At 42.5% G+C, this 21451-nt stretch carries 19 protein-coding genes; 12 read left to right on the forward strand and 7 right to left on the reverse strand.

Annotated features, from left to right (window positions below; genetic code table 11):
* The first annotated feature begins 42 nt into the window (after positions 1–42).
* Positions 43–1248 (forward strand): hypothetical protein, encoded by a 1206-nt coding sequence (locus O7C57_RS19075; RefSeq protein ID WP_163860524.1) that lies wholly within the window; start codon positions 43–45, stop codon positions 1246–1248.
* Positions 1249–1298: 50 nt separating this feature from the next.
* Here the strand turns inward: O7C57_RS19075 and bioH are convergent, their stop codons facing one another.
* On the reverse strand, positions 1299–2078 hold the full coding sequence (gene bioH, locus O7C57_RS19080; protein WP_269723450.1) for a pimeloyl-ACP methyl ester esterase BioH: 780 nt from the start codon (positions 2076–2078) through the stop codon (positions 1299–1301).
* Positions 2079–2111: 33 nt separating this feature from the next.
* On the opposite strand from bioH, the gene O7C57_RS19085 reads away from it, so the two are divergent.
* From O7C57_RS19085 to O7C57_RS19115, 7 genes are all read left to right on the forward strand, one after another.
* Positions 2112–2795 carry a phosphoribosyltransferase family protein gene (locus O7C57_RS19085; RefSeq protein ID WP_154622224.1) on the forward strand — a complete coding sequence of 228 codons (684 nt, stop codon included), beginning with the start codon at positions 2112–2114 and terminating at the stop codon, positions 2793–2795.
* Between the two features lie 63 nt (positions 2796–2858).
* On the forward strand, positions 2859–3437 hold the full coding sequence (gene nfuA / locus O7C57_RS19090; RefSeq protein WP_154622225.1) for a Fe-S biogenesis protein NfuA: 579 nt from the start codon (positions 2859–2861) through the stop codon (positions 3435–3437).
* Positions 3438–3527: 90 nt separating this feature from the next.
* Entirely contained in the window at positions 3528–3851 is a 324-nt protein-coding gene (gene glpE / locus O7C57_RS19095) for a thiosulfate sulfurtransferase GlpE (protein WP_154622226.1), read from the forward strand.
* Positions 3852–3867: 16 nt separating this feature from the next.
* On the forward strand, positions 3868–4713 hold the full coding sequence (glpG, locus tag O7C57_RS19100) for a rhomboid family intramembrane serine protease GlpG (protein ID WP_154622227.1): 846 nt from the start codon (positions 3868–3870) through the stop codon (positions 4711–4713).
* Positions 4714–4739: 26 nt separating this feature from the next.
* Positions 4740–5498 carry a DeoR/GlpR family transcriptional regulator gene (locus O7C57_RS19105; protein WP_163860523.1) on the forward strand — a complete coding sequence of 253 codons (759 nt, stop codon included), beginning with the start codon at positions 4740–4742 and terminating at the stop codon, positions 5496–5498.
* 460 nt (positions 5499–5958) lie between these two features.
* Positions 5959–7473 carry a glycerol-3-phosphate dehydrogenase gene (gene glpD, locus O7C57_RS19110; protein WP_154622228.1) on the forward strand — a complete coding sequence of 505 codons (1515 nt, stop codon included), beginning with the start codon at positions 5959–5961 and terminating at the stop codon, positions 7471–7473.
* Positions 7474–7799: 326 nt separating this feature from the next.
* Positions 7800–9368, forward strand: a complete 1569-nt coding sequence (locus O7C57_RS19115) for an ATP-binding cassette domain-containing protein (protein WP_196713899.1) — start codon at positions 7800–7802, stop codon at positions 9366–9368.
* Positions 9369–9410: 42 nt separating this feature from the next.
* On the opposite strand, the gene O7C57_RS19120 is transcribed toward O7C57_RS19115, so the two are convergent.
* Genes O7C57_RS19120 through O7C57_RS19130 form a run of 3 tightly spaced genes read right to left on the reverse strand, consistent with a single transcriptional unit; the run spans position 9411 to position 10865 of the window.
* Positions 9411–9905 (reverse strand): DUF2569 domain-containing protein, encoded by a 495-nt coding sequence (locus O7C57_RS19120; RefSeq protein WP_163860520.1) that lies wholly within the window; start codon positions 9903–9905, stop codon positions 9411–9413.
* A gap of 13 nt (positions 9906–9918) precedes the next feature.
* On the reverse strand, positions 9919–10281 hold the full coding sequence (locus tag O7C57_RS19125) for a DUF488 domain-containing protein (RefSeq protein WP_154622231.1): 363 nt from the start codon (positions 10279–10281) through the stop codon (positions 9919–9921).
* Between the two features lie 38 nt (positions 10282–10319).
* A complete protein-coding gene (locus O7C57_RS19130; RefSeq protein ID WP_154622232.1) occupies positions 10320–10865 on the reverse strand; it encodes a DUF2569 domain-containing protein in 546 nt (181 codons plus the stop codon).
* Between the two features lie 193 nt (positions 10866–11058).
* Here O7C57_RS19130 and O7C57_RS19135 point away from each other — a divergent pair, with 193 nt between their 5' ends.
* Positions 11059–11958 carry a DNA-3-methyladenine glycosylase family protein gene (locus O7C57_RS19135; protein WP_154622233.1) on the forward strand — a complete coding sequence of 300 codons (900 nt, stop codon included), beginning with the start codon at positions 11059–11061 and terminating at the stop codon, positions 11956–11958.
* Positions 11959–12034: 76 nt separating this feature from the next.
* On the opposite strand, the gene poxB is transcribed toward O7C57_RS19135, so the two are convergent.
* The gene (gene poxB / locus O7C57_RS19140; protein ID WP_154622234.1) at positions 12035–13759 is read right to left on the reverse strand and encodes a ubiquinone-dependent pyruvate dehydrogenase; all 1725 of its coding nucleotides are present in this window, start codon (positions 13757–13759) and stop codon (positions 12035–12037) included.
* A gap of 1233 nt (positions 13760–14992) precedes the next feature.
* On the opposite strand from poxB, the gene proP reads away from it, so the two are divergent.
* From proP to O7C57_RS19155, 3 genes are read left to right on the forward strand one after another with little or no spacing between them, the layout of a single operon-like run.
* A complete protein-coding gene (gene proP / locus O7C57_RS19145) occupies positions 14993–16495 on the forward strand; it encodes a glycine betaine/L-proline transporter ProP (RefSeq protein ID WP_163860519.1) in 1503 nt (500 codons plus the stop codon).
* A 26-nt stretch (positions 16496–16521) separates the two neighbouring features.
* Positions 16522–17994 (forward strand): deoxyribodipyrimidine photo-lyase, encoded by a 1473-nt coding sequence (gene phrB / locus O7C57_RS19150; protein ID WP_196713901.1) that lies wholly within the window; start codon positions 16522–16524, stop codon positions 17992–17994.
* Between the two features lie 52 nt (positions 17995–18046).
* The gene (locus O7C57_RS19155; RefSeq protein WP_269723451.1) at positions 18047–18388 is read left to right on the forward strand and encodes a monooxygenase; all 342 of its coding nucleotides are present in this window, start codon (positions 18047–18049) and stop codon (positions 18386–18388) included.
* Here O7C57_RS19155 and O7C57_RS19160 read toward each other — a convergent pair.
* The gene (locus O7C57_RS19160) at positions 18360–19121 is read right to left on the reverse strand and encodes a class I SAM-dependent methyltransferase (protein WP_269723452.1); all 762 of its coding nucleotides are present in this window, start codon (positions 19119–19121) and stop codon (positions 18360–18362) included. The genes O7C57_RS19155 and O7C57_RS19160 overlap by 29 nt on opposite strands.
* An 86-nt stretch (positions 19122–19207) precedes the next feature.
* Entirely contained in the window at positions 19208–21274 is a 2067-nt protein-coding gene (paaZ, locus tag O7C57_RS19165) for a phenylacetic acid degradation bifunctional protein PaaZ (protein WP_196713903.1), read from the reverse strand.
* Positions 21275–21451 lie beyond the last annotated feature (177 nt).

Genomic DNA, 21451 nt, shown 5'->3' on the forward strand with positions numbered 1-21451 from the left:
CTAAAATACATCATCTCATTCAATGAAAAAGAGGATGTATTTATGCCACACTTTGATAAACAATTATTTGTAAATCACACCGAAAACTACTTTCGCCAACAGAACCAAACGATCCCACCAGAAGCACAATATAACTTAAGTAAAGGACTTACCGCTTACTTCCTGATCACCTCAGTCAAAAATAAAGGGAATAGTTATATTAACTTATTATCTCATGCTCAAAATTATCTTAAATCTGATGGCAGGTCACAAAGTAAAACGGCTATTTCTCATGAGTTAATGACCGCAAGTATCCAAAAAATACTCGAAACTCAGAAACCATTAGATAAAATAAAACGCTATCAAGAGTACTATTCCTGTTCCGCTAAGATTGAGGGTAAAGCGTTAACCCCCGAACAGTCACTCATAAAACATAAAAGAGCGGATGCGAGTAACCCGCATAATCCATTCGTGCAACACCAACATTTTGAAAAGTATAATGACAGAGTTCATCAATTAGCATATCAATATTTCGTAGCACTAAAATTTAAAGTGCTGCACAACGTTAATAAATTACCCCCCTCTTTAAGCCACATATTCTTTGAAAAACTGGAAAATAGTGTTGTTGGTAATCTTGCAGAATTGGTTCGAAAGCCTAATGATGCGTTAATACAAGCCTGTCTTAATATCGCCGCAGAGCAAATGCGCTGCCCTAAATTAAAACAGTATGATCAATCGATGAAAGAAAATGGTTTAAACGCAGAAAGCAAGACAACGTTAACCTATTTATTTCAAATCAGCGCTCCCGTAGACATTGAGAATATGCTACGTGAAGACGCCCAGCTTGCCGAAACCAGCCGTAAAGAAACGGGGATACAAATTTTTATCGGTGAAGATACCTTAGCGGGTTATATTCGTAAGGATCCTAAAAAGGATACCCCCCTTTTTACACTCTTTGACCCTAATGTGGGCATCAAGACCTTCAATAACTTAGATACCTTTTTGAATAGCCTAATCACGAAAGCCAAAACCTATAGCCATCAACATGGCCTTTCAATTGACACATTGAAATACAAAAAGTTTTATCACATTCGTCCATCGGTCAACCAACCGCAATCGTTCAATCGGCATGCAACCGCTTTTGAACCTTCTGCTCCTCCATTCCCCTTTGAACCATCGGCTCCCCCAAGCGAGTTAGTGATGAGGGAGTCAAACGCCTCCCATACGCCTGCACCACTGCCCTCTTATGACAGTCTTTTTAGTTCATAACCTGTTTGTTATCGCTAGTCAGTGGTCTTTTGACCACTGCTCCTACGGCTTTATCCTTCTAAACGCGCCAAAAAATCGAGTAAGTATTCACAAAACTCATCTGGATGGGAGATAAATGGCGCATGCGCACTGTGACGCATCACTACGGAAGGAGAGTTGGGATACCTATCATCCAATAAGGCAGCTACCTTGCGTGGCACGAGTCCATCGAGATAACCATAAAGGCGTAAAAACGGAACTGTGAGCTGTTTTAACTCATCGCGTAAATCGACAACGCGCAACATCTCCAATCCGGCATTGAGGGTCTCTACTTTAGGCACAGGCTGATCGGTAACAATGGCTTTAAGTAACCTAGCATCATTACGAGCACTCTCTGTTCCTAATGTTTGTAATGCCAGAAAACGTTCGACTGTGCGCTGAAAATCTGTTGCTAATTGATGTTCAAACCCAACTAATACTTCGGATCTTATTCCCGGCCAATCACTCGCATGAGCTTGAAAGCAGGGAGATGAAGCGACAGTGATTAACCCTTTTATCTGGAATGGATGGTCAAGTGCGATACGACTAGCAACTAGCCCGCCGAGAGACCAGCCCAGCCAACTAGCACCTTCGGGGGCATTTTGCCACAGCGTATTGGCCATTGTTTGTAGATCCATCGCCTCAAAACCTTGGCTACGGCCATAACCCGGCATATCAACCAGATGTAAACGAAAATGCGGGGCGATTCGCGGAATAATTGAACGCCATACCTCAGCATTCAACCCCCATCCGTGCAGCAGCACAAGATCTTGAGAACCTTCCCCAATTGTCTCCCAATACAGTTGTGTCATGGTTACACTCTCTTTTTTCACAGGAATATGTCTATGCTAGCAATGCAAGGTGCCTGTTGGCTATGCCAACAGCCATTAAAATTAGCTGACCAAGGAATCTGTTCATTTTGCATAAGGCACTTGCCGTCAATGCCTAATTGCTGCCATCGTTGCGCACTCCCTACCGAACAAGGCAGCATCATGTGTGGCCGCTGTTTGAAGCATCCCCCCGCTTGGCATACATTGATTACGGTAAGCCCATATCAAGCCCCGTTGAGAAAGTTAATCCATCGTTATAAATTTCATCCACAACCTCAGCTGGCTTTTACCCTTGCAAAGATCTATGCCTTACATTGGCTAAATGGCTATCGTCAATCACTTTGGCCTAAACCTGATTTACTGCTGACAATCCCACCACACTCTAAACGCCTGTGGTCTCGTGGGTTTGACCATGTTGCCTTTATTGGCGAATATTTATCCAAATGGTTAAATATCACCTATTCAAGAAATTCATTATTACGCACTCGTGATACACTGACTCAGATAACATTAAAACGTAAATACCGCTACAGTAATCTTAATGGTGCATTTACCCTGACGAGGCCTATAACAGGTCAGCGAGTCGCGATTTTAGATGATGTATTAACGACAGGAGCCACCATGCAAGCCGCTGCACAATTGCTGATTTGTGCGGGTGTACAGACAGTACAGGCTTGGTCCCTGTGTCGCACCTTGTAGAAAGGGGGCAAATGGGCGTATTATAACCAACTAAAGCGGTCAACTATTATTGAGCAAATGATTATGATTAATATTACTGAAGCAGCACAAGCTCATTTTGCCAAATTACTGGAAAATCAAGAGCCTGGAACCCAAATTCGCGTATTTGTCATTAACCCGGGTACACCTTCTGCTGAGTGCGGTGTCTCCTACTGTCCACCAGACGCTGTTGAAGCAACAGACCAAGAGCTGAAATTCGAGCTTTTATCGGCTTATGTTGATGAAATCAGTGCGCCATTCTTAGAAGACGCTGAAATTGATTTCGTGACTGACCAATTAGGTTCACAACTCACACTTAAAGCACCTAATGCAAAAATGCGTAAAGTGGCTGATGATGCACCACTTATCGAACGTGTTGAGTACGTTTTACAATCACAAATTAACCCACAACTGGCTAGCCATGGTGGTCGCGTATCACTGATGGAAATTACCGATGATGGCTTTGCTATTTTACAGTTTGGTGGGGGTTGCAACGGTTGTTCTATGGTCGATGTCACCTTAAAAGAAGGGATTGAAAAAGAACTTCTGAAAATGTTTGAAGGTGAGTTGAAAGGTGTGAAAGACTTGACTGAACACCAACGTGGTGAACACTCATTCTACTAAATGTTCACGCGATTTAACCTGTTTTTACGACACCCGTATTGTACTGCGGGTGTCTCTTATTATTAAACCACCTTTACTATCCGGTATGTTATGGAACAATTTGAGACGCTAACGCCTGCACAGGCATACCAACATTGGGTTGATGGCTCCGCAATATTAGTGGACGTTCGTGATCCACAAAGTTTTCGTGCGGGTCACGCGAGTGGCGCCTATCATTTGACCAATGAAACACTGAGCACCTTCCTAGAACAAACTGATTATGAACAAACTATCATGGTGATGTGCTATCACGGTCATAGTAGCCAAGGCGCTGCACAGTATCTGATTAATATTGGTTTCGAATCCGTTTATAGCATAAACGGTGGTTTCGAAGCTTGGTTAAGGGAATATCCACAAGCCGTCACGGCTCTCTAAGCGAGAACATCCATTCATGATCCACGTTGTTTCATTCGAAAATCCCAGAATGGCTCAGGCTTTTGTCGATTATATGGCAAGCCAACATATTCCATTAAAAATACACACAGTCCCAGAACAGCAACAAGTTGAACTTTGGCTCAATGACGAAGAGCACCTAGCGAAAGTACAACATGAACTCGAGCGTTTTTTGCAAGACCCGACAAATCCACGTTATATCGCAGCAAGTTGGGAAACAGGCACTACAGAAGCAGGGTTTAAATATCGCAATACCCTGACACTCGCGAACTTAAAAGCGCAATCAGGCCCTTTAACCATCGCTGTAATACTCATCTGCATCGGGGTCTATTTTTGGCTAGATATGACTCAACACCTTGATGTATTGCGTTATTTTGCATGGCCAAGAGAAGATCAACAATTTGAGTTGTGGCGCTGGTTTAGCCCTGTATTCGTTCAGTTTTCACTTTCCCAACTCGTTTTTAATCTGGTTTTATGGTGGTATTTAGCCAGTCAGGTTGAACGTCGATTAGGCTTTGGAAAACTGCTCACCATTTTTCTCGTTTCTGCCCTATTCTGTAATTGGGCTCAATCTCTGTACAGTGAGTCTAATTTTGGTGGGTTATCCGGTGTGGTCTATGCTCTTATCAGTTATGCTTGGTTAACGGGTGAGCGTCAACCGGAAAAAGAAGTAAGTGCCCCTCGGGGATTAATGATTTTTGTCATCGTCTGGCTCTTTTTAGGTAACTTAGGTGTTCTAGGTAACGATATCGCCAATGCCTCACATATCTCAGGGTTAATTATCGGATTATTGATGGGAATATGGGATAATAGGCATACTTTTAAACACCAGAGCTCCAGATAGAACATATATAATTAGAGGCTAACACCGTGAAACAGACCCAGAGACATGATGCAATCATTGAACTCGTTCGCCTTCAGGGCTATGTGAGCACTGAGGAGCTTGTCGAACATTTCGAGGTTAGCCCTCAGACGATCCGTCGTGACCTCAATGACCTTGCTGAACAAAACAAAATCCAGCGCCACCATGGTGGTGCCGCGTTACCTTCTAGTTCTGTCAATACGGCCTACCATGACCGTAAGATTATGTGGTCAAATGAAAAAGCGCGGATTGCACAACGCGTCGCGAGCCAGATCCCTGACGGTGCGACCTTATTTATCGATATCGGTACAACCCCAGAAGCGGTTGCGCATGCGTTAGTGAATCATAAAAACCTCCGAGTCGTGACGAATAATTTGAATGTCGCAACACTCCTCATGCCAAAAGAAGATTTTCGTTTGATTTTAGCAGGCGGCGAGGTGCGTTCACGAGATGGTGGTATTGTAGGTGAAGCGACTCTAGACTTTATTTCCCAATTTAGGCTGGATTACGGCATCTTAGGCATCAGTGGAATTGATATGGATGGCTCATTACTTGAGTTTGACTATCATGAGGTGCGCACTAAACGTGCCATTATTGAAAATTCACGCTGTGTCATGTTAGTGACAGACCATTCAAAATTTGGCCGTAATGCGATGGTCAACCTTGGTAACATGAACCTTATCGACTACTTATTTACCGATAAACTCCCCCCCGACAGTATTCAAAAAGTCATTGAGCAACACAATGTACAACTAGAACTGTGCTAAATCACGCCTCCAGATGGTGGCTTAAGCGACCATCTGAGGTTGTTGACAAAGTGGGATAAAAGCGTAGTTTTTCCCGCTTTGTGTTATCAGCCGAAAATCAATAAATTGATTTTCTCGTTTATTTTCAAAACCTATTCGACTTGCCGCCAAACATAATAGGTTTGTCAGCAGTCTGCATCTCTCTGAACCTTTTTGGAATCTCTGTCGCCTTTCAAGCGACTTATTCTTTGCCTCTCATACGATTACTCACCCAATGACGACCTTTCGTTAATGCTCGAACATGTTCATTTTGTAAAAATAAACACACTATTATTATGGTTAATGAGACTGTTTTGTTATCTTTATCACGCAGTTGTTGTTTTTTATTGGTTAGTAGTTGGCATATTAGCCAATTTTGATTACAATCAAATGAGCGAAAACGAACATTATAGAACTTGTTTCGAACATCTCAGGGGGATGCATGGAAACTAAAGACTTGATTGTAATCGGCGGCGGTATCAACGGCGCTGGTATCGCGGCAGATGCCGCTGGCCGTGGACTATCTGTATTGCTGCTTGAGGCTCAAGACTTAGCCAGTGCGACATCATCTGCGAGTTCAAAACTGATCCACGGTGGTTTACGTTATCTTGAGCATTACGAATTCCGCCTCGTCAGCGAAGCATTAGCTGAGCGTGAAGTATTATTAAAACTTGCGCCACATATCGCATTTCCAATGCGCTTCCGTCTGCCGCACCAACCTCATCTACGTCCAGCTTGGATGATCCGTATCGGTTTGTTCTTGTATGACCATTTAGGCAAACGTACCAGTTTACCGGGTAGTAAAGGATTGAAGTTTGGTCAAAATTCAGTGCTCAAACCTGAACTCAATAAAGGTTTCGAATATTCTGACTGCTGGGTCGATGATGCGCGTTTAGTTGTACTAAACGCTCAAGAAGTGGTACGTAAAAAAGGTGAAGTTCGTACGCGGACAAAAGTAACTAAAGCCTACCGTGAAAACGGCCTATGGGTTGTTGAGGCAGAAGACCTTCTGACTGGCACAAAAGAAACATGGCGAGCTAAAGGCTTAGTTAACGCGACAGGCCCATGGGTGAAAGAATTTTTTGACGATGGTTTGAAACTGAAATCACCTTATGGCATTCGCCTTATTAAAGGTAGCCATATTGTCGTACCACGTGCGCATGACGAGCCTCAAGCCTATATTTTACAAAACGAAGACAATCGTATTGTTTTCGTGATCCCTTGGATGGATGAATTCTCCATTATCGGTACGACCGATGTCGAATATAAAGGGGATCCAAAAGATGTGCGTATTGATGACAATGAAGTCGCTTATCTACTGAAAGTCTATAATGACCACTTCAAAAAACAGTTAAGCAAAGATGACATCGTATGGGATTACTCAGGCGTTCGCCCATTATGTGACGATGAGTCTGACTCTCCACAAGCCATTACTCGTGATTACACATTAGATATTCACGATGAAAATGGTCAAGCGCCATTGCTCTCTGTCTTTGGTGGTAAATTAACAACTTACCGTAAGTTAGCAGAAGCAGCGGTTGGGAAACTGGCGCCTTATTATCCAAACGCAGGTGCTGCATGGACTAAAAATGGTGTCTTGCCTGGTGGCGACATTGAAGGTTGTGATCGTGATGGTTACGCACGCTTACTCCGTCAACGTTATGATTGGTTACCTGAAGGCCTTGCACTACGTTTTGCGAGAACTTACGGCAGCCAAAGCAAACTCATCTTAGAGGGTGCAAACTCACTCACTGACCTAGGTGAAGCCTTTGGCCATAACCTGTATGAAGCAGAACTACGTTACTTAGTCGAGCATGAGTGGGTAACTGAATTAGATGATGCCATCTGGCGTCGTACCAAATTGGGCATGTGGCTGAATGAAAGTGAAAAACAGCGCATCGCACAATGGCTGGCAGAGCAAATGAAAGCGGCTCAACCAGTCACAATTGCGTCATAAGAAACAATTGTAAAAATCTCGTTGGCAATGCAGTCAAAGCCGGTCAGTTTATCGCTGACCGGCTTTTTCTTTTTTATGTCGTGAATATCATTGTATTTTATCAGTTGCTTAAAGCTATTTAGTCTGATTAAATAATGACGTTACTTTCCTTCAACCTCACTAAAGGTATTCCCCGACGATGATTTGAGATCTGCCAGAAAATGCTTACAGATACCTTAACGGTATAACTTTTTCTGATTTTGGCAGACAATAATCGCCCAGCCCCTCATTTCGTGAAATGAACGCACTATGTTGTATTGTCTGCCCCCTGTACTCAGGAGGTACACATGACTGTTGCTTGTCATTTCTCACAACTCAATATCGAATTTAACCAAAATGCGCTGTTTTCTCCTCTGAGCGGAACCTTGCAGTGCCAACAAAATGCACTCATTGGGAATAATGGCAAAGGAAAATCCGTATTAATGCGCCTGCTTGCCCAACAAATGATACCCACAACAGGTCATATCAATTGGATGATGCCTTTTATTCATGTAGAGCAGTTGACTCGCCTTGAAGGGAATTCTATTGCGGATGCTTTAGGCGTTAGTGCATTAGTCGATGCATTCACACGCGTCGATACAGGGAATGCGACGATGGAAGATTTTGAGCTATTAGACGATAAATGGCACCTACCCGCTGAGTGGCAAAGCTTGTTAGACTCGGCCAAATTACCCATTATGGTAGATGAGCCTATTAATCATCTTAGTGGTGGTGAACGCACACGCCTAGCGCTATGTCGTGCCTTCCTCCATAAAAATCATTTCTTACTCTTAGATGAACCCGATAACCATCTTGATCATGAAGGGCGTCAATGGTTAAGCAACAAGCTAGCTGAACATAAGGCTGGGTCTTTAGTGATCACCCATAGCCGCTCGTTACTGGGGCAGATGCAAACCATCTTTGAATTAACGGATAAAGGCCTACATGAGTACGGGGGGGATTTTGCGCTTTATGAGCAGCAAAAACAGTTTGCCATGGCCGCGATTGAAGCCAAAACAGAGCGACTCGATCACCAAATCCGCCAAGAAAAACGTCAACAGCACGTCACGATACAAAAAGCGGAACAGCGTCGTAAACAAGGTGAGAAAATTCGTTATAGCGGTTCCCAATCTCTGCTGTTATTGGATATGAAAACCAATCGTGCACAGAAAAGGCAATCCAATGTCGCTGAACGGCACCAACGTGTCATGAGTGATTTGCAAGGGCAATTACAGGAAACCCAAGATAAACAAATTCATAGCAAACAACAAAAGATGACCCTAAATTACCAACCTGATGGCAGCAAAGTCACCCTTTTTGCTTCCCAATTGCAATTACCTTATGGGCATACCACGCCACTTTCCTTCACGGCCTATACGGGAGAACATTGGCACATTAAAGGACGCAACGGCAGTGGGAAATCGACCTTATTAAAAATATTATCAGGAGAAATGCGAGCCATATCAGGTGAATATCGAATCAATCCTGCATTTTGCTATCTTGATCAACATCTTAATTTATTGAATAAAGATTTACCCGCCGCCGAAGCGCTGCATAATTATCAACCTGCATTTACCATTGAACAATGGCGAACGCAATTGGGTATGTTAAGGATCAGAGGTGATAAATCACTGCAACCTATAAAGCATCTCAGTGGTGGTGAACAGCTAAAAACAACACTATTGGCTCTAACACATAGCCCTACTCCACCAGCCGTATTACTACTAGATGAACCGGATAACCATCTCGATTTAGATTCAAAGAACTTATTAGAGGGATTGCTCAGTGATTACAAGGGAACCTTATTTTTGGTGTCCCATGATGACACCTTTGTCGAGAACTGTGGGATCACAAATGAATTCGTGCTCTCAGATTAATAAGCGTGTAAGGCTGCCAACGGGCAGCCTATAAGCTTGTGGTTACTTAATGAATGTTTGTTTAACTCTTTCAGACACTAAAAAATAAGGTATCCAAATCAAACAATAAAAACTGCTATTTGCCACATTCATAATATAGCTATATTTAATTTCCAAACCAAAAACGCTAGGAAAGATAAAACGCGAGGCAATAATCATTACGATATAAAATAGCATAGAAATAATGAAAAGCAGCTTTGCACTTTTCCGCCATTTTAACGCGGCAATAAAAGTCCACAACAACAAGACAATCAATATGCCATGACTCATTTGTAGCAAATAAAAGGCCGTTGAAAATCCGCTGACATAAAAATCAGAATTGACATTAGTCGCAAGATGCCAAGCTAATTTGACTTGATTAATATCGAACAGCATCATCATGATGGTTTGATACAGCATATAAAACAAACCTATCGTAGGAAAAATAAGCCATCCACCAATTCCCTGAAGTGGTGCTTTCTGAGGAGCCGTTGAAGTCGCCGGCTGATTTACATCCATCTTATTAATAACCTTATTTCTTTTTATGACTTAGCGCTGTTTCTAGATATGATTTTAAGACCAGTGCCTGATTATGCTGCTTATCTTTAGCACTATACAGTAATGTTAGATTACCTTGCTGAGCTTTTTCGACCAGTGGTATCCATGCCGATGGATTATCATTCAGTTCCTGCTGATATCTTTCAACGAATTTATCAAACTGATCGGTGTTTTGATGAAACCACTTTCGCAGCTCATTAGATGGAGCCACTTCTTTTTTCCATTCATCATATTGCAAATCTGTTTTTTTAATTCCTCTTGGCCATAATCGGTCAATCAGAACACGATAACCATCGCTTGGTGAGACAGCATCATAAACTCTTTTACAGTCAATCATGCACCCTCTCGTTAGTCACTTTAATATTGACTGATGATTTAATTCACAAAGGTATTTTTTACCCTAACAGATTTCAAAAAATAAGGGATCCAAATAGCGCAGGCACTCATCGCACGAATAATATTTCTGGTGTCATCGTCATCGACAGGAACGGAAAGAAGCTCTTTCACAAGAATAACATCGGCAATGACTAAGACTAAAGAAAAGACATAAAAGAAAATAATGACTTTTATCGTTAATTTCTTTTTAGTAAAAAAGAGATAACATAAAAATAACAATGTTCCATAAACAATTATGTTACCCAGTACTTCAAAATAGATAAGCTCTTTGAACATTGGCATAAAAGAAGGAGAAAGAGGATCCGTTAAAAGTCCCCAATATTCAAATGTTGCCGCATATGAACGCCAAAATGTATAAGGGAGATAAAAAAGAGAAATAATGATCCCCAACATTGGTAATATCAACCACCCACCAAAGCCCGCGGGTTTAAGTTCCCTGTTATCGTTTAAAGGCGAATTAGGCGTATTTTGACTCAATACCTTATGATCATCGCGTTGTGTAGAGCGTTCTTCTAATTCATTCATCATCACATCCTTGCTTTTCATTTATAGACAACAAAAGCAGCTGAAGCGTAACTCATATTTGATTTAAATCTAACTCTTTTTTGCTAAGAGATCACCTTTGAAATTCAAATTTAAAATGCCAAAATGGTTTTGAATAATAAATTCAGCTTGCCTCCCTACATATGACAAAAATGACACCGATAAGGCCTATGTGATGCAAAAAATAACCACCCAACTACGTTTGCCTTCCCATTTTCGGGCAGATGATTTTTTTGCCTTCCATTTACGGGACCAACACAATATTGCAGAAATTGTTGAGGGAAACTTATTACGTAAAGGCATACTGTGGGATCGCTCCCCTGCTCAGCTGCTCATTGCTATTGATGGCAATCAAGCCACGATGAGTCTTGAAATAGATAAGGGGGAAACGCAACCTTGCGAACAAAAATTGGTTGAGGTAGGCAAGCACATGCTTGGATTACAACAAGCGGTCGAACAATTTGAAGCACAATATTTATCTCATCCCATTCTTGGTAAATTAATTCAACAACAACAAGGCCTGCGCATCTATCAATCGACTAGCCCATTTGAAGCTTTAATTTGGGCTATTATCGGTCAGCAAATTAGTGTTACTGCGGCAATCGCAATACGCCGGCGTTTTATTCAAGCCACAGGGTCTAGGCATTCATCTGGAATTTGGTGTTTTCCAGATGCACAACAAGTGACTGCGGTCGATGATCTGACACTACGGCAGACAGGGCTTTCGGCCAGTAAATTGACGGCGCTCAGAGCCCTATGTGCAGCGCTCTTAAATCATCACATCGACCTCACATCACCAATCAACGCTGAAGAGGTACAAAAATTATCCAGCCAACTGGTTAGCCTAAAAGGTATTGGCCCATGGACGGTAAGTTATGCCTTGTTACGTGGTTTTAATTATCTTGATGGCTCGTTGCATGGCGATGTTGCTGTTCGGCGCAACTTGCAATCACTACTTGGTATGGAAACGCAACCTACAGCGAAAGAAACTGAAAAATGGCTTGAGGAGTTCACTCCATGGCGTGCTTTAGTGGCAGCACACTTATGGCGTAGCCAATCTGCGGCAGGATATTAATGGCCTATAAATACCAACCAACCGGCTAAGGTTGGTTGGCTTAAATGGTCAATCTAACAGCAAAGCGATAGATGAATTAACGTATCCAGTTTGTCTTCGCGAGTTCAACAACTTCATCACCACGACCGCTTAAAATCGCCTTCAGCATATACAAACTAAAGCCTTTAGCTTCTTGCAGATTAATGGTTGGTGGCATAGAGAGCTCTTGTTTTGCAGTCACCACATCGACCACAACAGGGCCATCATGTGCAAATGCTTCTTTCAATGCCGCATCCACGTCTTCGCTTTTCTCAACACGAATTCCTTTGATACCCGCGGCGTTAGCCACAGCAGCAAAGTTAGGATTATGGAGGTCTGTACCTTCAGTTAAGAAGCCACCGACTTTCATCTCCATCGCAACAAAGCCCAAAACACTATTATTCAGAACGATCACTTTTACCGGTAAATTCATTTGCGCTAGCGATAACAGATCCCCCATCAACATACTAAAGCCACCGTCACCACTCATTGTAATGACCTGACGAGTTTTATCGACGGATTGGATCCCCATTGCCTGTGGCATTGCATTCGCCATTGAGCCATGGTTGAACGAACCAATTAAACGGCGCTTACCGTTCATTTTTAAATAACGTGCAGCCCAAACCGTTGGTGTACCGACATCACACGTGAAGACGGCATCATCATTTGCAAGTGCACTGATTCGACTAGCCAAATACTGTGGATGAATCACATCTTCATGCCCCGGTTTCGCTAGATCATCAAGGCCTTTACGAGCTTCTTGATAATGTTTTAATGCGCTATCTAAATGGTGACGATCTTGTTTCACTGTTAAATGCGGCTGTAAGGCTGTCAAAGTCGCTTTAATATCACCGATCAATCCCATATCAATATGGCAATGAGAGCCTAAGCTGCCCGCATTGATATCGATCTGAATAATTTTAGCCCCTTGTGGGTAGAATGCGCGATATGGAAATTGAGTGCCGAGTAAGACAACGGTATCCGCATTCATCATCGCATGGTAACCCGATGAGAAGCCAATGAGTCCTGTCATCCCAACGCTATATGGGTTATCCCATTCAATATGCTCTTTACCTCGCAAGGCATGTACGACAGGTGCCTTTAATGTTTCTGCGAGTTTAACCACTTCATCGTGTGCCCCTGCACATCCCGCACCACAGAATAGTGTAATATTTTCTGATTGATTCAGTGCATCCGCTAATTTAGCTATTTCAGACGTTTGTGGCATGATCAACGGAGCTTGCGGCTGATACCATGTATCATTAGCGGTTTCTGGTGCGTCACGTAACGCGATATCACCAGGCAATACAATCACAGACACACCTTTTTCCAGAATTGCTTTACGCATAGCAATGCCAAGCACTTGGGGAAGCTGCTCAGGGTTAGAGATCATCTCACAGTAGTGGCTACATTCACGGAATAACTCTGTTGGGTGTGTTTCCTGAAAATAGTTGCTACCAATTTCGCTTGATGGGATATGTGCCGCAATTGCCAATACAGGTACACGGTTACGATGGCAATCATACAAACCATTAATCAGGTGCATATTACCGGGTCCACATGAACCTGCACAAACTGTAAGGTTACCAGTCATTTGTGCTTCAGCACCCGCTGCAAATGCCGCAACCTCTTCGTGACGAGTGCCTAACCATTCAATTGTGCCAAGACGGCGTAAGCTATCACTTAAACCATTCAGTGAATCACCAGTAACGCCCCAAATACGCTTAACACCTGCATTTTCTAGGACCTTCGCGACATAGGATGCAACAGTCTGTTTTTTCATAATGGCACTCTTTTAAGTCAGATTAAGTTAAAATCACTCACAACAAGTCAAAATCATGCTCGCTGTGACACTTCATCATTATTAAACCAATGTATATTTACTTAACTTAGTGTAACTAATTAAATCTGCTGTTCATACCAGCGAAAACCCATCGCTAGTAAGAACAGGATAATCATCCACTAATATCAAAAGAAGAGTCTGGATACAGAATAAATTAAATATAGCGAAAAGATGAAATAACAAAAATAAACCGCATTAACAATAACTTAACAACAAATCGAAATAAGATTATATAAGGTTCCTATTGGCTATCATCACGAATTGAAAACAGCCCCTTAGTCATCCTAAAAATAAAATGCCCCTTCACTTTTCATTTTGCTGGGAATTATTGAAACATGAATATTATCGACGATTGCCACAATGGTCATGATACTGCAATATTCCAGCAATATTCATTCAACTTAATGTAGAATAAGCAGACTGATAATATATAAGCTGAATCATTCAGGGTGGTCAAAAGGACCACTCACTGTGACACAAATAGAAAGAACAGCTAGTCACGCTTTTTATCTTTATACCATTTTCCTATCAGCTCATTATTCAACGCAATAACCTGCCAAATAATCAGATAACCCTGAAGGTATTTTAACGGGCTTTTGTTTTCAACACAGAATGATTGATGTCGGCTTATATCAGGATTTTATTATCTGCAAATGGAAGGCGAAAAACCGTATATAACAAAGTCGAATTCACACTTATTTTTCTTTAAAAAACAACAGCATAAATACCACCCCTAATTAAGCACTCATTGCGAGATTAAAAAGTCAATAACGCCACAAAAAGTAGCATAAAAGACTAACGTTTTACATTTATTCGATATTATTGTATTATTAGTCGCTATGTAAGGTTACCTAAAGGTACATGTTTTGCTTTATTTAAAAAATACACAACAACAAAATAACTCACTATTCTTTCCGCTTCTTCGTTCGTCTCTTCACAATTATTAGCGGTGATTTTCCCCTAATTGTCTTAGTAATCGGATATAACACGCTATTCATATTGATGATTTCTACAGGTGATTAATAAAATATTTATGCATTCTATAGATAACGACTATTCTAATATAACAGTCTCTCTGTTTATCTTACCCAAGTTAGCTGTAGAGATATGGACGCCACACACATCATGAATGCAGTTCCTTATGTTCCGAGATTCAGATAAGAGGATGGTTCCATGAAATTCAGAAAGAAAAAAGAAAAACCATTAAATATTAATGATATTACTATCATTGATGATGGGAAATTGAAAAAAGCCATTACAGCGGCTTCGCTGGGTAATGCGATGGAGTGGTTTGATTTTGGTGTATATGGCTTCTTAGCTTATGTACTTGGCCAAGTTTTCTTCCCTGGCGCATCACCGAGCGTTCAGATGATTGCCGCATTGGCAACGTTTTCCGTGCCTTTTCTCGTTAGGCCTTTAGGCGGTGTTGTTTTCGGGATCTTAGGTGATAAATACGGCCGACAAAAAGTCTTGGCGATCACCATTATTATTATGTCGATCAGTACGTTCGCGATTGGTTTGATCCCATCCTATGAAAGTATTGGTATTTGGGCTCCCATTCTGCTGCTGTTAGCGAAACTCGCTCAAGGCTTCTCCGTTGGTGGAGAATATTCAGGTGCAGCCATCTTTGTTGCCGAATATTCACCCGACCGAAAACGCGGCTTTATGGGAAGTTGGTTAGACTTTGGTTCTATTGCTGGCTTCGTATTAGGGGCTGGTGTCGTCGTCCTGATTTCGAGCATTGTCGGAGAAGAAAATTTTCATGATTGGGGTTGGAGAATTCCATTCTTCTTAGCATTGCCACTGGGTATCATTGGGTTATATTTGCGTCATGCGCTTGAAGAGACGCCAGCATTCCAACAACATGTTGAAACACTGGAAAAACAAGATAAAGCCAATATTCAAAACCCACCAAAAGTGTCTTTCCGTGAAGTGGTAACAAAGTACTGGAAGAGCTTAATGATCTGTGTGGGGCTGGTTATCGCAACTAACGTGACTTACTATATGTTGCTGACCTATATGCCAAGTTACTTATCGCATAACATGAATTATTCAGCTGACCATGGTGTGCTTATCATTATTGCAATTATGATTGGTATGTTATTTGTTCAGCCTATTATTGGCTTAACCAGCGATAAAATAGGTCGTCGCCCATTTGTGATTGCGGGAAGCTTAGGCCTGATTATTTTAGCCTATCCGGCCTTTATGCTGATTGACAGCGGTTCTGTGGGTTTGATCTTCGTTGGTTTACTGATTTTAGCCGTTTTACTTAATTGTTTTACTGGCGTGATGGCATCTATTTTACCCGCCATTTTCCCAACTCATATTCGTTACAGTGCTCTCGCGATCGCATTTAATATCTCGGTATTGATTGCCGGTGCGACACCAACCGTCGCGGCTTGGTTAGTTGAATCCACCAACAACCTGTATATGCCAGCCTTTTATTTGATGGTTATCGCGCTGATAGGCTTGTACACTGGGATTAAAATGCCAGAAACAGCAAATAAACCACTGAGAGGCGCGACACCGGCTGCATCAGATAAGGCTGAAGCAAAAGAAATCTTAAGTGAGCACTATGACAATATTGAACAGAAGGTTGAAGATATTGAACAACAGATTGCAGAACTTGAGAAAAAACGCCAATCGTTAATTAATCAGCACCCTAAATTAGACTAAGTCTATGTAAGGCAAAGGAGCAGAAGATGGTCAAGAAACAGGCTTGTCATTTGGTCTGGTTTCGTCATGATCTGAGAGTCACCGATAATAAAGCCCTGTCTTCTGCTTGTGCTGATCCCGAGGCTAAAGTGCTCGCCTTGTTTACTGCAACACCGGAACAATGGCGGGCACATGACCTTTCTTCCCGACAAATCACGTTCTTACACCAAAATCTGCTTGCGCTACGCGACTCACTGGCGAAGCTAGGCATCCCCTTGATTTGTCAGACAGTCGCTGATTTTTCAAGTGCAGCACACTGGGTCGTCGAGTTTGCACAACAGCAACAGGCCGATCACCTCTATTTCAACCGTCAATATGAATTGAACGAACGTAAGCGCGATGAATGGTTGTTAAAACAAACATTACCTTTTCATGTCCACACGTTCGATGACGCACTCTTATTACCGCCTCAATCAGTCACCAATCAAAAAGGTGAAATGTATCAGGTATACACACCTTTTCGCCGAGCCTTTATTAGTCAGTTGATAACGGCGGATTTTCGCTCTTTGGCAGCCCCTAAGCCAAGAGATAACGCACTGAAGCTCCAGACGCTATCACAACCCCTGTTTGAGCATCACGCGGTGGATATTGCGCCCCATTTTCCGGCTGGAGAAGCTGCTGCATTGCAGCAACTACGGCAATTTTGCCGTACTAAGGTCCAACACTATCAGCAACAGCGTGATATTCCTGCTATTGATGGAACCAGCCAATTATCGCCTTACTTAGCGATAGGTGTTCTCTCACCACGACAATGTTTAAATCGATTGCTTGCTGAAAACCCGCATGTTTTCGATTCACCTGATAGTGGTGCATTTACATGGCTCAATGAACTGATATGGCGTGAATTTTATCATCATTTATTGGTCGCATTCCCCCGCTTGTGCCGCCACCAGCCTTTTATTGAGTGGACAACATATATTCAGTGGAACACGAACAATACGGACCTAAATGCATGGCAAAATGGACAAACAGGCTATCCTATCGTCGATGCCGCAATGCGTCAGCTTAACGCCACCGGTTGGATGCATAATCGCCTAAGAATGATCACTGCTAGCTTTTTAGTGAAAGATTTGCTCATAGACTGGCGCCTTGGTGAGCGATACTTTATGCAACAACTGATTGATGGCACGCTTGCCGCCAATAATGGTGGTTGGCAATGGTCAGCGTCCACGGGGACAGATGCGCAACCATGGTTCCGTATCTTTAATCCGACAACACAAGGAAAGAAATTTGACCCTCAGGGTGAATTTATTCGCCAGTGGTTACCTGAATTAAGTTCAGTACCGGACAAATATATTCATACTCCTCATGAGTGGGCTGAGGCGAATAACCTAACCTTAGACTATCCTGCCCCCATTGTTGATCACAAACAGGCTCGTTTAGCCACTCTAGCGGCTTTCGAGGCAGGAAAAAATGACAGTATAAAAACCATTAATGATCAAAGTAATAATTTAAGTTAAGGATTATACTGTCCAATAATTAATAAAATAAAAAATTCAAATAGGAGTCGTTATGCCGGTGATTTTACAAGTGGACTTTCCTTACCAAGGCCCTTGGGGACAGGACATGGCCAATGCGATGGTAACGTTAGCCAAATCGATCAATGAGGAGCCAGGATTCATTTGGAAAATATGGACAGAAAACCCCGCAACACAGCAAGCTGGCGGTATTTACTTGTTTAACTCACAAGAACAAGCGCAAGCCTACTTAGAAAAACACAGCGCACGATTAAAATCATTTGGCGTGCCTGAAGTAAGAGGTGAGATTTTTGCTGTCAATCATGCGCTTAGCCAACTCAACCAAGCGCAATTTATTACCAAGTCATTCATGGACGTAAACATTCAAACAGCATAACATCGGAGGTAAAAGAACCATTTTCTTGTACCATAAAATAGTTCTTTGCCTCATCACTGAGTGTCATTTGGTATTGACGGATTGCGTCAACTAACGGCGGCGGTGTCCTCATCCGTTCCACCCAACTGGTAAACTCCAATTCAAGACGAAAGTTTTTCACCGTACGTACAAATAACTGTGCATGATTAAACATCGCAGTCCATTCACCAACAGAGTAATCACGAATATGTGAGGTATCACGTAATACTTCAACGGTTTGTAAGTAAATATCTAATAGTGGATGCCCCGGTGAAACAACATCAATAAACACCGCTCGGCCACCTTGCTTTAAGACACGATGCACTTCACGCAAAGCTCGACCAACATCATGCCAATGGTGCGCGGAATAACGACTAATAACAATATCAAAACGATTATCCTCGAAAGGCAATGACTCTACCGTTCCCTGACATGTTTTAATATTATGCAGTGCCCGTTCTTGGGCTGTCGCCGCGACAACAGAAAGCATGGAATCCGACAAATCATAGGCAGTGACAGAGTCCACAAAAGGCGCAACCGAAAAACTGGCATGCCCAGCACCACAGCCAAGATCGAGAACAGTTGCCTCAGCGTTTTCCTGAAGCAACTGCTGTAAGGCGTGTAAATCTTCGCCTTGTGCATGCACTTGGCTCGTTAAATAAGCAGCCGCTTGCTCGTCAAATTGTTGGTATACCGATTGATGATGTGTCTTCATATGATCCCCTATTATTTTTATGGCGGTTTTTTCCATCAAAACAGAAAATCAATAAAAAGACACGCATTTCATCCTTCATGCCAAATCTACTGTGCGAAATCCCCTTCTCGACGTTCAACCAATGTTAGAATGCTATACAAGGCAACCGCGGCGTTATTTTGATTAAACACTTGAACATCCCATTCAACCACACCATTTGGCTTATCCTCCGCTGTTTTTTGTGCCTTTTTAATTTTCTTCTTACAGGTTAAACGTACTTGAATTGTATCTCCGATTTTGACTGGCTCAATAAAGCGTAGGTTTTCCATCCCATAGTTGGCAATCACTGGGCCAACAGCAGCATCGACAAATAAACCTGCCGCCGCCGATACGACAAAATAACCATGAGCGACACGTTCACCAAACAAGGACTGTGCCGCACCAATTTTATCCATATGCGCATAAAAATGATCGCCACTTAAACACGCAAAGTTGACTAGGTCGGCTTCTGATACCGTACGTCTCGCTGTCAGTAAAGTATCGCCAATCACTAAATCCTCAAAATACTTCCTAAAGGGGTGTACAGGGTCGGTAATAACATCCGAGCCACGGACCCACTGCTTCGTGATTGAGGTCAGCATGGACGGGCTGCCTTGAATCGCTGTTCGCTGCATATAATGTTTTACTGCTCTTAGTCCTCCGAGTTCTTCTCCCCCCCCCGCACGCCCTGGGCCACCATGAACTAATAGAGGTAATGGGGAGCCATGTCCGGTCGATTCAGCTGCCGCCGCTTCATTTAACACCAACATTCGGCCATGCGCTCTCGCACTCTTGCGAATAACATCTTGAGCTACCGATGAATCTGCCGTCACTAAGGTTCCCGCAAGGCTTCCGCCTCCCATAATGGCTAACTCAACCGCCTGTTCACTGGTTTCATAACCAATCAGTGTTGCTACCGGCCCAAACGCTTCTGTTTCATGTACCGCTTGATGAGTGTAGGGATCCGCACAATACAGTAATGTCGGTGGGTAAAACGCGCCTTTTTGGCTATCAGCCCCTATAACATCTAGGTTTTCCATACTCCCACCACACAGCAACTCACAACCATTTTGCTGCAAGTACATGACTTTTTGGTGGACATCTTCACGCTGTTCCAGATTGATTAACGCCCCCATGCGGACGCCCTCAACAGCCGGATCCCCCATCGTTACCCCTGATAAACGCTGTAATAAGGCCTGTTTAACCGCTTCTAATTGTGTTTTTGGCACAAGGATACGACGAATTGCCGTACATTTTTGGCCCGCCTTTACCGTCATTTCTCGCGTCACTTCTTTAATAAATAGTGGAAATTCAGGTTGCTGTGCGGTCACATCAACACCAAGAATGGCGCAGTTCAGCGAATCCGCCTCCATAGTAAAAGGTATTGATTTTTCACGTAGTCGAGGATGTGATTTTAATTTTTGTCCTGTTGCTGCCGAGCCTGTGAATGTCACCACATCTTCAAAATCTAAATGTTCAAACATATCACCAACACCGCCACAAATTAGCTGAATCGCCCCTTCAGGCACTAAGCCACTCTCAACAATTAAACGAACCATTGCATGTGTCACTTGTGCTGAAGCAGTCGCAGGTTTAATAATCGCTGGCATACCTGCTAACCATGTTGGCGCTAATTTTTCTAGCATCCCCCAACACGGGAAGTTAAAGGCATTGATATGCAGTGCGACACCATGGCGAGACGTTAAAATATGCCGCGCAATAAACTGCCCTTGTTTCGATAATGGGATCATGTCATCTTCAGGCCAAAGGGTATCATCCGGTAATTCTCGATTTGCCAATCCAGCAAAGGAAAATAACGTCGCAATTCCCCCTTCGATATCGACCCAACTATCCGCCTTAGTCGCTCCTGTTTGCGCTGAAATTTCATAAAGAGATGCTTTATGCGCTAACAAATGTTTTGCTACTGCCTTTAACATCTGCCCACGCTGCTGGAATGTCATAGCAGATAAGGCATCACCCCCTTTTTTGCGCCCATAATCAAGGCAATCAACTAAAGGCAAACCCTCTGTCGTGACCTCATATAACGCCTGCCCAGTCAACGCATGGTAAATTTTGCGGCCTTCACCTTCACCATATAACCACTTCCCCGTTATATAACTCGTTAATTGCTGCATGACATCTCTCCAAATAAAAACAAACAAAAATAGACATATTATAAATATGTATCATAACATCAATGATAGACGCCACTTGAAATCTAACAAATCAAAAACAAATCAGATCAAAAATCCATGAAAAAACAAAAACCACACAAAAGACAATAAATTTAACTATATGTTTATCAACAATAA

The sequence above is a fragment of the Providencia sp. 21OH12SH02B-Prov genome (genome assembly GCF_027362595.1).
Taxonomy (GTDB): Bacteria; Pseudomonadota; Gammaproteobacteria; order Enterobacterales; family Enterobacteriaceae; genus Providencia; species Providencia zhejiangensis.

What these genes read in the sequence shown, in the direction of transcription:
- proP (WP_163860519.1), top strand. Translation starts at nt 14,993, where the DNA reads ATGAAATTCAGAAAGAAAAAAGAAAAACCATTAAATATTAATGATATT.
- O7C57_RS19155 (WP_269723451.1), top strand. Translation starts at nt 18,047, where the DNA reads ATGCCGGTGATTTTACAAGTGGACTTTCCTTACCAAGGCCCTTGGGGA.
- O7C57_RS19135 (WP_154622233.1), top strand. Translation starts at nt 11,059, where the DNA reads ATGCAAAAAATAACCACCCAACTACGTTTGCCTTCCCATTTTCGGGCA.
- O7C57_RS19130 (WP_154622232.1), bottom strand. Translation starts at nt 10,865, where the DNA reads ATGAATGAATTAGAAGAACGCTCTACACAACGCGATGATCATAAGGTA.
- bioH (WP_269723450.1), bottom strand. Translation starts at nt 2,078, where the DNA reads ATGACACAACTGTATTGGGAGACAATTGGGGAAGGTTCTCAAGATCTT.
- O7C57_RS19075 (WP_163860524.1), top strand. Translation starts at nt 43, where the DNA reads ATGCCACACTTTGATAAACAATTATTTGTAAATCACACCGAAAACTAC.
- glpE (WP_154622226.1), top strand. Translation starts at nt 3,528, where the DNA reads ATGGAACAATTTGAGACGCTAACGCCTGCACAGGCATACCAACATTGG.
- paaZ (WP_196713903.1), bottom strand. Translation starts at nt 21,274, where the DNA reads ATGCAGCAATTAACGAGTTATATAACGGGGAAGTGGTTATATGGTGAA.
- O7C57_RS19115 (WP_196713899.1), top strand. Translation starts at nt 7,800, where the DNA reads ATGACTGTTGCTTGTCATTTCTCACAACTCAATATCGAATTTAACCAA.
- glpD (WP_154622228.1), top strand. Translation starts at nt 5,959, where the DNA reads ATGGAAACTAAAGACTTGATTGTAATCGGCGGCGGTATCAACGGCGCT.
- O7C57_RS19125 (WP_154622231.1), bottom strand. Translation starts at nt 10,281, where the DNA reads ATGATTGACTGTAAAAGAGTTTATGATGCTGTCTCACCAAGCGATGGT.
- O7C57_RS19085 (WP_154622224.1), top strand. Translation starts at nt 2,112, where the DNA reads ATGCTAGCAATGCAAGGTGCCTGTTGGCTATGCCAACAGCCATTAAAA.
- nfuA (WP_154622225.1), top strand. Translation starts at nt 2,859, where the DNA reads ATGATTAATATTACTGAAGCAGCACAAGCTCATTTTGCCAAATTACTG.
- glpG (WP_154622227.1), top strand. Translation starts at nt 3,868, where the DNA reads ATGATCCACGTTGTTTCATTCGAAAATCCCAGAATGGCTCAGGCTTTT.
- O7C57_RS19120 (WP_163860520.1), bottom strand. Translation starts at nt 9,905, where the DNA reads ATGGATGTAAATCAGCCGGCGACTTCAACGGCTCCTCAGAAAGCACCA.
- poxB (WP_154622234.1), bottom strand. Translation starts at nt 13,759, where the DNA reads ATGAAAAAACAGACTGTTGCATCCTATGTCGCGAAGGTCCTAGAAAAT.
- O7C57_RS19160 (WP_269723452.1), bottom strand. Translation starts at nt 19,121, where the DNA reads ATGAAGACACATCATCAATCGGTATACCAACAATTTGACGAGCAAGCG.
- phrB (WP_196713901.1), top strand. Translation starts at nt 16,522, where the DNA reads ATGGTCAAGAAACAGGCTTGTCATTTGGTCTGGTTTCGTCATGATCTG.